General features: G+C 48.5%; 13 protein-coding genes. 12 read left to right on the top strand and 1 reads right to left on the bottom strand.

The features are described from left to right. Nucleotides 1-6: 6 nt before the first annotated feature. Complete coding sequence (locus tag BUA14_RS05220) at nucleotides 7-1,380, bottom strand: tyrosine phenol-lyase (RefSeq protein ID WP_072771597.1); 1,374 nt, start codon at nucleotides 1,378-1,380, stop codon at nucleotides 7-9. Between the two features lie 275 nt (nucleotides 1,381-1,655). Between BUA14_RS05220 and BUA14_RS05215 the strand changes: the two genes are divergently transcribed. The 12 genes from BUA14_RS05215 to BUA14_RS05160 all read left to right on the top strand — a co-directional run bounded on the left by BUA14_RS05215 (nucleotide 1,656) and on the right by BUA14_RS05160 (nucleotide 13,528). Beyond that, nucleotides 1,656-2,348 carry a Crp/Fnr family transcriptional regulator gene (locus BUA14_RS05215; RefSeq protein ID WP_072771596.1) on the top strand — a complete coding sequence of 231 codons (693 nt, stop codon included), beginning with the start codon at nucleotides 1,656-1,658 and terminating at the stop codon, nucleotides 2,346-2,348. A gap of 344 nt (nucleotides 2,349-2,692) precedes the next feature. After that, nucleotides 2,693-4,117, top strand: coding sequence for a Na+/H+ antiporter NhaC (gene nhaC, locus BUA14_RS05210; protein WP_072771595.1), 1,425 nt, complete (start codon nucleotides 2,693-2,695; stop codon nucleotides 4,115-4,117). Between the two features lie 59 nt (nucleotides 4,118-4,176). Then, nucleotides 4,177-5,664 carry an aryl-sulfate sulfotransferase gene (locus BUA14_RS05205; RefSeq protein WP_072771594.1) on the top strand — a complete coding sequence of 496 codons (1,488 nt, stop codon included), beginning with the start codon at nucleotides 4,177-4,179 and terminating at the stop codon, nucleotides 5,662-5,664. 206 nt (nucleotides 5,665-5,870) lie between these two features. Next, the gene (locus BUA14_RS05200; RefSeq protein ID WP_072771593.1) at nucleotides 5,871-6,455 is read left to right on the top strand and encodes a TetR/AcrR family transcriptional regulator; all 585 of its coding nucleotides are present in this window, start codon (nucleotides 5,871-5,873) and stop codon (nucleotides 6,453-6,455) included. Further along, nucleotides 6,448-7,938, top strand: coding sequence for a phytoene desaturase family protein (locus tag BUA14_RS05195; protein ID WP_072771592.1), 1,491 nt, complete (start codon nucleotides 6,448-6,450; stop codon nucleotides 7,936-7,938). Before BUA14_RS05200 ends, BUA14_RS05195 begins: the two co-directional genes overlap by 8 nt. Before the next feature lie 174 nt (nucleotides 7,939-8,112). Continuing rightward, entirely contained in the window at nucleotides 8,113-8,838 is a 726-nt protein-coding gene (locus BUA14_RS05190; RefSeq protein WP_072771591.1) for a type II toxin-antitoxin system Phd/YefM family antitoxin, read from the top strand. A gap of 86 nt (nucleotides 8,839-8,924) precedes the next feature. Further along, on the top strand, nucleotides 8,925-9,242 hold the full coding sequence (locus BUA14_RS05185) for a DUF6951 family protein (RefSeq protein ID WP_072771590.1): 318 nt from the start codon (nucleotides 8,925-8,927) through the stop codon (nucleotides 9,240-9,242). Between the two features lie 64 nt (nucleotides 9,243-9,306). Continuing rightward, entirely contained in the window at nucleotides 9,307-9,798 is a 492-nt protein-coding gene (locus BUA14_RS05180; RefSeq protein ID WP_072771589.1) for a pyridoxamine 5'-phosphate oxidase family protein, read from the top strand. An 80-nt stretch (nucleotides 9,799-9,878) separates the two neighbouring features. Next, the gene (locus tag BUA14_RS05175; RefSeq protein WP_084078467.1) at nucleotides 9,879-10,556 is read left to right on the top strand and encodes a response regulator transcription factor; all 678 of its coding nucleotides are present in this window, start codon (nucleotides 9,879-9,881) and stop codon (nucleotides 10,554-10,556) included. Further along, nucleotides 10,553-11,623: a sensor histidine kinase gene (locus BUA14_RS05170; RefSeq protein WP_072771588.1), complete on the top strand. Its 1,071-nt coding sequence runs from the start codon at nucleotides 10,553-10,555 to the stop codon at nucleotides 11,621-11,623. The genes BUA14_RS05175 and BUA14_RS05170 overlap by 4 nt, the downstream gene beginning before the upstream one ends. A gap of 145 nt (nucleotides 11,624-11,768) precedes the next feature. After that, nucleotides 11,769-12,713: an ATP-binding cassette domain-containing protein gene (locus BUA14_RS05165; RefSeq protein ID WP_072771587.1), complete on the top strand. Its 945-nt coding sequence runs from the start codon at nucleotides 11,769-11,771 to the stop codon at nucleotides 12,711-12,713. After that, nucleotides 12,710-13,528 (top strand): ABC transporter permease, encoded by an 819-nt coding sequence (locus BUA14_RS05160; protein WP_072771586.1) that lies wholly within the window; start codon nucleotides 12,710-12,712, stop codon nucleotides 13,526-13,528. Before BUA14_RS05165 ends, BUA14_RS05160 begins: the two co-directional genes overlap by 4 nt. The last annotated feature ends 115 nt before the right edge of the window (nucleotides 13,529-13,643 follow it).

Here is a 13,643-nt window from a genome sequence, read left to right as displayed (position 1 = left end):
TCCTAATCAAATATGCTCAAATCTGGCGGTGAAGAAACGCAGCATTTCTGGTTCGTAAACAAATTTAAGCCCTCTGATGGTCTCTCTTTTCTGGTAAAGATCGATAACTGCCTTGGCCACGATGTCCATATGAGCGTAAGTATAAACCCGGCGGGGAATCGTCAGCCTTACCAGCTCCAGCTTGGGATGGCGGTTTTCTCCTGTTTTAAGATCACGCCCGGCGGAGATGATTCCTCTTTCCATAGAGCGTACCCCGGATTCTATATATAATTGGGCGGCAAGAGCCTGTGCCGGAAATTGGTCCTGAGCAATGTGGGGCAAAAACCGTCTGGCATCGAGGAATACGGCATGGCCGCCCACCGGTTCCACAATGGGAACTCCTGCCGCTAAAAGCTGATCGGCAAGATAGGCGACCTGCTCGACACGGTGTTCAATGTAAGCATAATCCACCGATTCGGTAATCCCGATAGCCATGGCCTCCATGTCCCGACCGGCCATGCCGCCGTAGGAAGGCATACCTTCATAGACCACAACCAGCTCTTTGGCCTTGAGGAAGAGTTGATCATCATTCATAGCCAGAAAACCGCCGATGTTAACCAGGCAATCCTTCTTGCCCGACATGGTGGCTCCGTCGGCATAGCTCATCATCTCCAAGAGAATGTCCTTAATGGCCTTGTCCTGATAACCGGCTTCCCGTTTTTTGATAAAGTAAGCGTTTTCGACACAGCGGGTTGCGTCAAAAAACACCTTGATGCCGTGTTTGTGGGCAAGCTCATGGACGGTCTTCATGTTTTCCATAGAAACGGGCTGTCCCCCGGCCAGATTGACAGTAACGGCAAGGCAGATATAAGGAATCTTTTCCGCGCCTACTTCATCGATTAAGGTCTGGAGCTTCTTCAGGTCGATATTTCCTTTAAAAGGATGCCGGTTGGCTGAATCATGGGCTTCATCAATGATAATATCTCTGAAGGTAGCTCCGTTGGCTTCCTGATGGTATCTTGTGGTAGTAAAATACATATTGCCGGGCACATAATCCCCGGGCTTAATCATCAGTCGGGAGAGCAGGTTTTCCGCGCCCCGTCCCTGATGAGTGGGGACCAGGTGCTTGAAGCCATAATACTCTTTAACCACTCGATCCAAATGCAGGAAATTCCTGCTCCCTGCGTAGGCTTCATCACCGATCATCATACCGGCCCATTGTTTATCGCTCATGGCAGTGGTGCCGGAATCTGTGAGCAGGTCAATATAGACATCCTCACTCTTCAGCAAAAAGGTGTTGTAGCCTGCTTCTTTCATGGCCTCTTCACGTTCTGAACGCTTCATCGACCGAACAGGTTCAACGACCTTAATCCGAAAGGGCTCTGCCGGATAGGTTTTCATGATCATCTCTCCTCACATTTTGTTATTGTTTAAAAGATTGCGGGTATAATTCCATGCATGGATCCCCTCTAAAATGATTATAGGAGCTGTGTTTTATTTATTCTGTTGTCAAATTAACATCTTCGAAAAAATTTTTTAAATTTAGACAAATAGGCATTTGTCCCTGGTAGTTCGTTATTTCATAGAATTTGAGCAAGAGCACAGGTGGTTGCCTGGCTTCTAAAAGTATGCTATTTTAATAGCAATTAAAGGAATCAGGTGGGGGAGGGGATTTTGTGAATGAGGGAACGAATGATTTCGAATTGCTGGGTTCACCTTGGATATGCGAAAATCCGCATGCTGACTGGACTGCTCCTGCTGCACATGGGATATTTAAAAAGTTCAAAAAGAAGGAAATCATTATCCATAGCGGTGACCAAATCGACTGCATCTATTATTTGAATAAGGGACGGATCAAAACAGTGGCCCAGAGTCCTTCAGGCAGTCAAAAAATTCTTTGGTATATTGAAGCCGGGTCTATTTTTGGCGAGACCCCCTTTTTTAACCGCAAGCCCTGTGATTATAACTTTTTTGCTGTCACAGATTGTGAAATATATATTTATCCCATGGAGATAATTATGCAGGAGATCATCCCCAAATTTCCTGACCTCACTCTATCCATTATCAAAACTCTTTCACGCAAGGTTCATATCCTATCCACCCAAGTGGAAGATTGCGTTTTTAATAAACCGCTTGCTCGTGTGGCTAAATTGATTTATCTCCTCCATCAAGGACGTATCCTTGTGGATAAAAGGGGAAGTTCATCCATTCCGCTTACCCAGGAGGATATAGCCAATACACTGGGGATGCATCGGGTTACAGTCAATCAGGCCCTGAAACATTTAAAAGAGATCCAGGCGTTAAAAGACCATACCCATCTTATGATCATCAATGATCTGGAAAAGTTGAAAGAGGTTATGGAATCATAAGCACCTCTAAGCCGGATAATTCATGAAGGGAGTACCTATGGCTGCTTTTTAAGGCGGCAGGTGGTACTCCCTTCCGCATGCCTGCTTTCCAATCAAGCAGGATAGGATTTTAAAAACATAACAATAAAAAAATATGATAATTTTGCAAGATGTTAATTCGACAACAGATTTAGAAAGATTCAGATAATATAATCACCTTAGAAGGGTCCATGCCTGGAATATCCCTTCTGCGCAACAAACCGGGGTCTAGGCTGAGAACGCCGGAGAGGAGGACGATCAATCAGATAGGCCGAACCTTATTGAGAAATTCCCTTGTTGAACTACAATTGAATGGGGGTCAATGAATGGCTGATGAGAGTAGCACCAAAAAACCAGGGCTGATTTTTGCTATCGTAGCCTTTGTCATTCCCGTACTCTTTATTTTATGGGGTACCGTTATGGCCAAGCTGCCCGCTATCCTGCCTTTGATTATTGCGACAGTGATTTCTTGTTTATTTGGGAAATACCTGGGTTATTCCTGGAAGGATTTGCAGGAAGGAATGTCTGATTCTATCCAACGGGTTCATATTGCTGTGTTTATTTTGATCGTCGTGGGCATGCTGGTCGGGGTGTGGATTCTTTCCGGTACCATTCCGACGATCATTTACTGGGGATTAAAGCTTATCTCCCCCTCGACTTACCTGGTGACAACCTTTATCCTCTGCATCGTTGCTTCGACAATGACCGGAACCTCCTTCGGGACGATGGGGACGGTGGGTATTGCTCTGATGGGCGTCGGCCAGGCCCTGGGCTATCCTTTGCCTTTGGTCGTGGGTGCTATTGTTTCCGGAGCTTACTTTGGGGATAAGATGTCTCCGGCATCCAGTTCAACCAATATAGCCTCCTCTGTTTGCGAAGTTGATTTATTCAGCCATATTGGCTCCATGATGTGGACGACCATACCTGCTGCTGTAGTAACCGCTGTCATTTATGCCGTGATGGGCATGAATTATCACAGCGGCAGTGATTTGGGCGGGGACATTGCAGTTATCCTGCAAACCCTTGACCTGACCTTTAACCTTTCCCTATGGACCTTGGTTCCGCCTTTGGTGCTGATTATCCTGGCTTACCGCCGGACTCCCGCCGTTCCGCTGATGCTGCTGTCGGTTGTTCTCGGAGCCTTAGTAGCCTTGATATGCCAAGGGCAGTCCATCATTGCGATTCTTAACTCCAGCGTCAGCGGCTATGTTGGGAACACCGGTGTGGAGCAATTGGACAACCTGCTTAGCCGCGGGGGAATCAACAGTATTACCAGTACTGTCATGTTATTGATCGCTGCAGTATCCTTCGGCGGAGTACTAGAAAAGATCAGGGTGTTGGAAGTGATTGTTGAGGCCAGTCTGAAATGGGCTAAAAACACGGGCCGCCTGATCATCGCCGTTCTGTTTGCCAGCTATGTCATGCTGATCGGTACAGGAAGTCAATCGGTTTCCATGATTATTCCGGGACGTGCTTATGCTCCGGTATTTAAGGAAAGAGGATTGCACTTGAGGGTCCTTTCTCGAACTGTTGAAGATGGCGGCTGCATTGCCAGTCCCCTGCTGCCTTGGGGAGTTCATGCCTTCTATATTCTGGGAGTCCTTGGCGTTAGTGCTTATGAATATGCACCCTATGCCTTTATGTGCTGGATTGTTCCCATATTCTCCATAATTTACGGCTATACAGGGATTGCTATATGGCGGTCGGACAATTCACCGGTGCGCAAGCCTGCCCTGGAAATGAAGGCTTAAAGGGCTCAGGGAAAATTCGAATTCCTGAATGTTATTAAAGGATAAGGAGTGTGGTTTAAATGGGTCAGCCTTTTGTTCATCCCACCGGAGTGACCATCTATAATCCTGAAAAATGCTTTAACGGTTATACCATTATGCAGGCCCCGGGTTTAGGCTGCGTTTTAATCGATATGAATGGTAATGTGGTTCGCGTCTTTAAGGATCTGCAGGGATTTCCCAATAAATTGCTCCCTGGAGGCTATGTGATGGGCAGCCGTGGCCGCAGGAACGGCAAATTTGGTTATCAGGATCAAATTGATCTGGTTCAGGTAGACTGGGATGGCCAAGTGGTTTGGGAATTTGCTAAAAAGGAATATATCGAAGATGAGGGAGAAAAACCGCAATGGATGGCTCGTCAGCATCATGACTATCAAAGAGAGGGAAACCCTGTGGGGTATTATGTTCCGGGAATGGAGTGCAGGACCAACAGTGGCAACACCCTTATCCTTAGTCATGAAAATTGTTATCACAAAAAAATCTCGGATAAGCAGCTCTTAGATGACGTGATCATCGAAGTGGACTGGGAGGGCAATATTGTCTGGGAGTGGCATGCCGTCGATCATTTTAATGAGTATGGGTTCAGTGCAGCAGCGAAGTTAGCTCTTTATCGCAATCCCAACATGCATGAAGCCGGGGGCGGCATGGGGGACTGGATGCATATTAATTCCGCCAGTGTCCTGGGTCCCAACAAATGGTATGATAAAGGGGATGAGCGCTTCCATCCTGACAACATTATCTGGGATGCCCGTGAAGCCAATATTATGGCTATTATTGCCAAGAAAACCGGCAAAGTGATCTGGAAAATGGGGCCGGATTTTGCTCAGGATAAAAAGCTGAGGAAGATCGGTCAAATCATCGGGCAACACCATGTTCATATGATTCCTCAAGGTCTCCCCGGTGCCGGCAACATCCTGATCTTTGACAATGGAGGCTGGGCAGGCTATGGCGCCCCCAATAATGTCTCGAAAGATGGAACCAAAGTAGACATTGCCGACCGTTCCCGGGTCCTTGAACTGAACCCGGTCACCATGGAAGTGGTGTGGCAGCTCAAGGCCAGCGAATTGATGGATTACGGACAACCCGGAATTTCCGATTACCGCTTCTACAGTCCTTTAACCAGTGCGGCCCAACGCCTTCCCAATGGCAACACCTTGATTACGGAAGGGTGCGGGGGACGCTTCTTTGAGGTAACCCGGATGAAAGAAGTGGTTTGGGAATTTATCTCGCCCTTTAATGCTAATCCGGCCACGATTTATTACCGCGCTTACCGTTATCCTTACAGCTATGTGCCGCAGCTTCCCGAACCGCAGGAAACTCCTGTGCCCATGCTGGATATCCGGAAATTCCGTGTTCCCGGAGCCGCATCCTGCGAAGTGCAGAATGTGGTAGGTGTGGCAGGAACCATCGGCTATCCGACCATGCAGCAGGCTTGTGTGGCCTCCGCAGATCAAGATCTGTCCTTAAAAGATGACGACGATGAAGATGATCTGTTTGCCAAAAGCTTCTGATTCCTGACATTATTCATGTTTAAGACTGAGAGCGGACCGGGCGTATTTTCATTAGAAAATACGCCTCTTTTATTGGGGGCAGTTCTTTGAAAGTATGTTTTTGCCTTATTTGACCCTTCAGGATGGGAGGTTATTGACGGCTCTCATCCTATTGATTATTATATAACTATGGTTATATAACGTTAGTTATATTTAGGAGGGTTGATATGCCGCCTCAAAAAAAGGTCAGCAAGGAAGACATTATCGAAGCAGCGTTTAACATTGCTAAAGAAGAAGGATTTTCAGGAATCACCGCCAGAAATGTGTCCAAAGCTCTTGGTTGTTCAGTGGCTCCGATCTATGTCAATTTTGCTGCCATTGATGATTTGACCAAGGCTGTGATCAGGCGTGTTTTTGCCCTTTCCGATGAAATTCTGGCCCGGCAAAAAGGCTCCCATCCCTTCGAAACTATTGGGAAAGCCAGTATAGCTTTTGCACGGGAGTATCCGGTTTTTTTCCGTGAGCTGCTCATGCAGCCCAATTCCTATATGGATTCCTATGAAACCGTTGAACATAACTTACTCCAATTGCTTGCCGGGGATGAAACGATGACTGGCTGGACCCTTGAAGAACGCAGGAATCTGCTCTTGAAAATGCGGATCTTTCAAACCGGCTTATCCGTTATGATCGCTAACGGACACTTACCCCCCTGGCTGGATGATCAAGCAGCTGAAGCAGTGCTGATGGAAACGGGAAGAGATCTTTGGCGCATGCAGAATATAAAAAGGGGAGAGGGGATAAACAATGGCTAAGCTGGTCATTATCGGCGGAGGGATCGCCGGGTTGAGTGCGGGCATCTTCGCTCAGAAGAATGGTTTTGCCAGCATGATCCTGGAGAAAAACCACGTTTTAGGCGGAGAATGCACAGGCTGGGATCGTCAGGGTTATCATATCGACGGCTGCATTCATTGGCTGGTCGGCACGAAAAAAGGAACCCCGATCCATGAGCTTTGGACTTCAGTAGGTGCCCTGGATGGGGTGGAAATCTATCATCAGGAAAGCTTTTTGACTTTTGAACATGCAAGCGGTGCTGCCGTGCATCTGTATCGCGATCTGGAGCGGCTGAAATCCAGTTGGCTTGAACTGTCTCCCCAGGACGCGGAGGCCATTGATGATTTTTGCCAAGCCATTGAACAACTGCAGTCTTATGAGATACCGGTGGAAAAACCCCGGGATTTGCTGGGGCCGCTGGAAAAGGTCAAATTGATGATGGCCATGAAAGACGCTGGGCTGATCATGCGGAAATTCGGTAAGATGAGCTTAAAGGAATACGCTAAAACCTTTAAACACCCGGCTTTGCGGGAGACACTGGCTTCTTTTCTGCCGGATGGCTATAGTGCCTCGTCGGTTTTCTTCGCTCTGGCAGCTTTTACGAAGGGCCAGGCTTCCATCCCTTATGGGGGTTCCAAGAAATTTGCGCAGCGCATGGCAGAGCGCTATTTAAGCCTGGGGGGGCGCATCGAAACCTCTTGTGAAGCGATCGGGCTGCATAAGGAGGGCAGCAAGGTCAGCGGCGTTATTTGCAGCAATGGCCAAACCTTTGCGGCTGATTATTTTATTGCTGCTTGTGATGCCCATGTGCTTTATGAGCGGTTGCTTAAGGGGAAGTACCCTGATCCTGACTTTCAAAAACGCTATAATAATCCCACGGACTATCCCTTGGGCTCAGAAATTCATATAGCCATCGGTTATGAGGGCACGATGGAGGAGATTCCGCGCACCCTGCGCTTTCCGGTGGCCCCCTTTAAGGTGAATGAAACAACCATAGACTATCTGACAATAACTCATTATAGCTATGAACCGGACTTTGCCCCGGCTGGATGCACGTTGCTGATCTGCAGCATTAACCAATTCCCGGCTGATTATGATCAATGGCATGCCCTGGCTGAAGATCCCGGCTCCTATCGCCGGGAAAAGTCGCGAGTCGGGGAAGAAGTCATCCGGGCGATTGCGATGCGTTTTCCGCAAATGCAGGGAAAACTCAGTTTGCTGGATGTGGCTACACCGAAAACATTTGAACGGTACTGCAACGCCTATCGGGGGGCATTTATGTCGTTTTTACCTACGGTCAGCGGGACAATGATGTCCCATACAGGGCGAATCAAAGGCTTGCAGAATCTCTTTTTAAGCGGTCAGTGGCTGCAGCCCCCCGGCGGGCTGCCTGTGGCCTTGATTACTGGAAAAGATACGATCATGCGGCTTTGTAAAATAAAAAAACAGCCCTTCATTGGTTAAGGACTTCCCATTGCGCAATTGAGAATTGTAAACTGGACAATATAGCATTGAATAATGAAGACCTGGATGGAGATATTTATGTTGCTGGAAAATAGCTAATTTATGAAGAAATATTGATTAATTAGCTAATAATATGCATAATAGAATATATCTAGCTAATAGGGAGGGATGATGATGAGAGTTCCTTCGACAGAGGTCCAGAACAATTTTGGCAAGTATTTAAAGTTTGTGGAGGTCAATGAAGAAATCATTGTGACCAAAAACGGCAAGGATATCGCCAGAATCCTGCCTTGTGACGACCCTAATAAAAGCCTGCTGGCGGAAGGTGCCGCTGAATATCAAAGCCGTGAGGGAAGGGTGGCTTACGAAGAGTTTTTGGAACTGGTGGAGGCTTCCGAACAGCGGTTTGAGTTGATTGACGGCGTTATCTATAATCTGGCGTCTCCTTCTTACGAGCACCAATATGCTGTTAATGAAATTCATGGCACATTCTATAACTGGTTCAAGAATAAAAAATGTATTCCTCTCACTTCACCTTTTGACATTACCCTGTTTAAGGCCGAGGACAATATTTGTGTTGTCCAGCCGGATATCATTGTAATCTGCGACAGGGATAATATGGACAAACAAGGTAAGTACCGAGGGGTGCCAACCCTGGCGGTTGAAGTCCTTTCACCTTCCACCAGAAGTAAGGATATCCTGAAAAAGCTGGAGCTTTACAAGCAATGCGGAATTAAAGAATACTGGATGGTCGATCCGAAAAACAACCTGGTAACCATTTATAGCCTTGACCAAAATGAGATAACCGACAGCACGGCCTTTTATAAAGGGGCTCATGACTATGTGGAGTCGGTCTATTTCAAGGGACTGAAGGTAGCGCTGGCGGATATGTTTTTATAGAGGATAAGATTGAAAGGCGAAAGCTCCGCTTTTGGGCAATTGCTGAAAGCGGATAAATGGGGAATAGAGAAAGGAGTTAGAAGTACATGGTAGAAGTAAAAGTGAACCCAGGTGTCTGTGGTCTAAAATCGCTCATCAAGGTGAATTCCGAAGATAAGCAAAATGCCCTGATTGAATTTCAGACAGCCTGTCCCAATCTTAAACCTTTGGAACAGGAACTGAAAGAAGTGGATGGATTTAAAGAATGTTTCGCCAAGCTGGGGGAATCCCAGGTATATGAACTGGGAAAGAAATACTGCAAGCATCCTGCCTGTCCCGTACCATCCGCTATCATAAAAGGTATTGAGGTCGCATGCGGGTTGGCATTACCCCGAGATGTTGAGATCAAAATAGAAAAACTTTAGTTGATCTTGGCGGACTTGTGCCGATGCCGGTCAGGAATTAGGGGATGAAAGGAAGGAACTGCTCATGTTTAGAGAAATGAGAAGAGGTAAACAATTATTATCAAGGGAAGATACCGTGGCTGTCATGGACAGATGCACAAATGGTGTCCTGGCTTGCCTGGGTGATGAAGATTACCCTTACGCCGTTCCCTTCAACTATGTCTATTTCAATGACAAAATCTATTTTCATTCGGCAAAGGCCGGACATAAATTGGAGGCCATGATGAAGAACCCTAAGGTATCTTTTGCCGTAATCGATGAGGATACCATAGTAAGTGCAGAATATACGTCCTATTTCCGCAGCGTGATCGCTTTTGGCAAAGCAAGAATTGTGGAAGGGGATGAACGGCTGGAAGCTTTTAAGGCTTTGGTGGAAAAGTATTCAGGGGATCAGTCTGAAGAAGCCAAACATCAGGAGATAAGCAAATGTACGCAAGCATATATTATGGCTATTGACGTCGAACACATCACCGGCAAGGAAGCCAAAGAATACGCCAAAGCTAAACAGCCCCGCTGATTATTGCAATTCGTTTAACTTCCGTTTACATTGGTGCGGTACCCTGCATACGAGGTGACGAAGTGGCGAGGTGAATGATGATGAGCAAAATTATGATTGTGGACGATGACCCGACGATCCGGGAACTGGTCTGCACCCTTCTCAAAAACGACGGGTTTGCAACGTGTGAAGCCAGGGACGGGCGCGAGGCGCTGGAAAAAATAAGCGAAGCGAATCCCAGCCTGGCGGTGATTGATCTGATGATGCCAAATATGGACGGTTATGAGCTTTGCCGCCAACTGCGTCAGGATTACAAAGATCTGCCGATCCTGATGCTGACGGCGAAACATGAAAAGCCGGCCAAAGTGAAAGGTTTTGAGGCCGGGACGGACGATTATCTGACGAAACCCTTTGATGGGGACGAACTGCTCCTGCGGGTCAAGGCGCTTATGCGGCGATACAGAATTGAAGCCTCCCAAACCATTCAAATCGGCTATATCACCCTTGATAAAAACAGCTATTCCGTCATCCTCAACGAGGTGGGTGAGGATATTCCCATGAAGGAATTTGAGCTGCTGTTCAAACTGGGAGGCTTTCCCGGGCGGACCTTTACCCGGGACCAGCTCCTTGAAGGTGTGTGGGGCTACGATTTTGAAGGTAATGAGCGAACGCTGGATGTCCACATTGGCCGTTTGCGCGAACGGTTCCCCGCCGAGAAATCCGGCTTTAAGATTACCACTGTGCGGGGGTTAGGCTATCGGCTGGAGGTGCAGGTATGAGGAATGAACGTCCCAGACCGGGACCTCCTTCTGTGATCCGGGGATTTTTGATGCTGATCCTGGTCTATGGCAGCGCCCTGGCAGGAGGATATGGGATCACGGCCCTGATTTACCGTGTCACAGGGCCGCCGTCGGAGCTGCTGCGGCAGGTGTTTTCCGGTCTGACGGCGTTGGCCCTTATTGCCGCGGTGGCGGGGTTGGCAGCCCTATGGCGCGGGCGGAGGGGACAAAGATCCCATGAAAACATCCACGATATCCTGACCGGTGCTCTGGCTCAGATCGCTCGGGGGAATTTCGATGTATTTCTGGACGCCAAAGCAACCGATATGCACCATGACCTGGCTGAAGCCATCAATGATATGGCCCGGGGACTTGGCAATCTGGAAACCATGCGGCAGGACTTTATCTCCAACGTCTCCCATGAGATTCAATCGCCCCTTACCTCCATCAGTGGGTTTGCGGGGCTGCTGAAAAAAGAGGATTTACCTGTAGAACAGCGCCGGCGCTATGCGGAGATTATTGAAGCGGAGAGCAGGCGGCTATCCAGCCTTAGTGAAAACCTGCTGAAGCTGACCACGCTGGATAACAGCAAGCTGCCCTTGAACAGGCAGGAGTTCCGGCTGGATAAACAATTGGAGAATGTCGCCCTGCTGTTGGAACCCCAATGGTCGGCAAAGAACCTGACCCTGGAGGCGGATCTGCCCCTATGCATTCTCTGCGGTGATGAAGATTTGCTGTCCCAGGTATGGACCAACCTCCTGCACAACGCCATAAAGTTTACGCCGGAAGGCGGGCAGATCAGCATAGGGCTGAGACAGGAAGGCGATGCAGCCCAGGTGACCATTGGGGATACCGGCATCGGGATTGGGCCGGAGGACCGGATTCATATCTTTGAGCGGTTTTATAAGGCCGACAAAGCCCGCGCCCGTTCGGCAGGCGGCAACGGGCTGGGCCTTTCCCTGGTCAAGAAGATTGTGGACCTGCATGGGGGAAGCATCAGGGTCGAGAGTACAATCGGCAAAGGGACAACCTTTGAAATTTTTCTGCCCGGTTTACATTGCGTTTAAACTCCATTTAACCTCCGTTTATTTTGACCCTTTACCATAGGGGTATCAAATGTAACGGAGGTTTTGTTATGTCGATTATCATTTTTTTCGTTTGGGGAATTAAGACCTTAAAGAAGTCTATTGTAAGCAAAAAGGAGGCCTCATCATGGGCGTAATCGAAGTGAAAAATTTGGTTAAGCAGTACAAAGGCGCAAAAACGCCTTCCGTGGATGGGGTCAGCTTTACGGTGAACAAGGGTGAGTTCTTTGCCTTTCTCGGTCCCAATGGGGCGGGCAAAACCACAAGTATCTCCATTCTTACGACTACCCTTTCCAAAACCTCTGGGGAAGTAAAAATCGCCGGGTTTGATGTGGAAAAAGAAGCACGGCAGGTGCGCGAAAAAATAGGCATTATCTTTCAGAAGCCCAGCCTGGACGCCCAGCTTACCGCAGAGCAAAATATCCGCTTCCACGCCGCTCTCTATGGCATGTGCACCTATCAGCCCAGCTTTAAGCTCATGCCGCCCGCCTATCGCAAGCGGGTGTTGGAGTTAGCTGAGATCGTGGGCATCAAGGATGCCTTGTTCAAGCCGGTTAAAAACCTTTCTGGGGGGATGCAGCGCAAGCTGGAGATTATCCGCAGCCTGATGCACACACCGGAGGTTCTGTTTCTTGACGAACCGACTCAGGGGTTGGATGCGGTAAGCCGCAGGGGGCTGTGGGATTACATCGATAGGGTGCGTCAGGAATACGGCACGACGGTGTTCCTTACCACTCACTATATTGACGAAGCGGAGAATGTAGATAAAGTTTGTATTATCAATCACGGCAAAATCGCGGCTTGCCAGTCTCCGACTGAACTGAAACAGAGCCTGCTCCGCCAGGAGCTGATTGTGGACGCCGCTGACAGGAACGCTTTAACCGCCGAACTGTCCGGGTTAAACCTGTCCTATAAACTCAACGGGCAGATCAGTGTTACCCTTCAGGGGCGAACGGCCCAGGAGCTGATCGCCAGGCTGCAAACACCGTTGACGGTACTCAAAATCCATGAGCCTTCCTTAGAGGATGCCTATATAGAGTTCTTAAACAAATCAGGAGGTGAAGCACAATGAGCGAGCAGGTTTTAACCCGGAAAAAGTCCCGGATCTATCGGGAGGCAAGTACAGTTCTGGCGATTTTCGCACGGGAGGTTACCGTGGCCTTTAAAGCTCCCGGAACCTTGATCATGAGCCTGGTTATGCCTATTATCATGATGGGCATGATCGGCGGTAACCTGATGCAGAACATGGCGGGGGGCCTCGGCTTTCAGTTCGGTACTTTCATGCTGGTGGGGATGCTGGTGAACATGTTGTTTATGACCACCACCATGGGAGTGGCTTCCTTAGTGGACGACCATGACTCTAATTTCAGTGAAGAGATGCTGATTGCTCCGGTATCCCGCTATGGGATCGTGATCGGCAAGATTTTTGGCTCCATGTTCGGCGCTGTCATCAGTATGGTGGGAACGCTGATTGTCGGATTGATAATGGGCATCACCCTGCCCTTCACCCAGTTGCTGTTGATTTTGGCCCTGTCTCCTTTGATCTGTCTTTCAGCCGGGGCTCTGGCCATGATTCTTATTGGGCTTATTCAAAACAGAAAGACGGCGAACCTGGCTGTTATGCTGATCACCATGCCGCAAATGTTTTTATCGGGTGCAATTATCCCCATTAATCATTCCAGCGGGGTTTTGCTGGTTTTGAGCCGGATGATGCCCATGACCTACTGCCTGGACTTGGTGCGGGCGGTGGTGTATAGGGGTACACCGGAATATAGCAGTGTGGTTATGTTTAATCCGGTGGTCAATTTTGCCGCCATTGTCGGGCTGACAGTGCTTTGCCTGGTCATCGGCACCTTCTTTTTCGCCAGGAGCGAAAAGAACCGATAGAATAGCGGCCATCATCGCTATTAAGGCCGGAAAAGTATATAATAAGTATAGGGTCCAGAGATTCAACCCCGCCCCCTGGTTCACAGAGGGTGGGGCTCAGACCTTGGGGAGCGGG

The sequence above is a fragment of the Desulfitobacterium chlororespirans DSM 11544 genome (assembly GCF_900143285.1).
GTDB classification, from domain to species: domain Bacteria; phylum Bacillota; class Desulfitobacteriia; order Desulfitobacteriales; family Desulfitobacteriaceae; genus Desulfitobacterium; species Desulfitobacterium chlororespirans.
Note: the sequence above shows the minus strand (reverse complement) of the source record. Positions and strands in the feature narration are given on the sequence as shown.

Bases quoted from the DNA above. Each gene is read 5' to 3' on its own strand.
- BUA14_RS05165 (WP_072771587.1), top strand. From the start codon at position 11,769: ATGGGCGTAATCGAAGTGAAAAATTTGGTTAAGCAGTACAAAGGCGCA.
- BUA14_RS05180 (WP_072771589.1), top strand. From the start codon at position 9,307: ATGTTTAGAGAAATGAGAAGAGGTAAACAATTATTATCAAGGGAAGAT.
- BUA14_RS05190 (WP_072771591.1), top strand. From the start codon at position 8,113: ATGAGAGTTCCTTCGACAGAGGTCCAGAACAATTTTGGCAAGTATTTA.
- BUA14_RS05160 (WP_072771586.1), top strand. From the start codon at position 12,710: ATGAGCGAGCAGGTTTTAACCCGGAAAAAGTCCCGGATCTATCGGGAG.
- BUA14_RS05205 (WP_072771594.1), top strand. From the start codon at position 4,177: ATGGGTCAGCCTTTTGTTCATCCCACCGGAGTGACCATCTATAATCCT.
- BUA14_RS05185 (WP_072771590.1), top strand. From the start codon at position 8,925: ATGGTAGAAGTAAAAGTGAACCCAGGTGTCTGTGGTCTAAAATCGCTC.
- BUA14_RS05195 (WP_072771592.1), top strand. From the start codon at position 6,448: ATGGCTAAGCTGGTCATTATCGGCGGAGGGATCGCCGGGTTGAGTGCG.
- BUA14_RS05220 (WP_072771597.1), bottom strand. From the start codon at position 1,380: ATGAAAACCTATCCGGCAGAGCCCTTTCGGATTAAGGTCGTTGAACCT.
- BUA14_RS05175 (WP_084078467.1), top strand. From the start codon at position 9,879: ATGAGCAAAATTATGATTGTGGACGATGACCCGACGATCCGGGAACTG.
- BUA14_RS05200 (WP_072771593.1), top strand. From the start codon at position 5,871: ATGCCGCCTCAAAAAAAGGTCAGCAAGGAAGACATTATCGAAGCAGCG.
- BUA14_RS05170 (WP_072771588.1), top strand. From the start codon at position 10,553: ATGAGGAATGAACGTCCCAGACCGGGACCTCCTTCTGTGATCCGGGGA.
- nhaC (WP_072771595.1), top strand. From the start codon at position 2,693: ATGGCTGATGAGAGTAGCACCAAAAAACCAGGGCTGATTTTTGCTATC.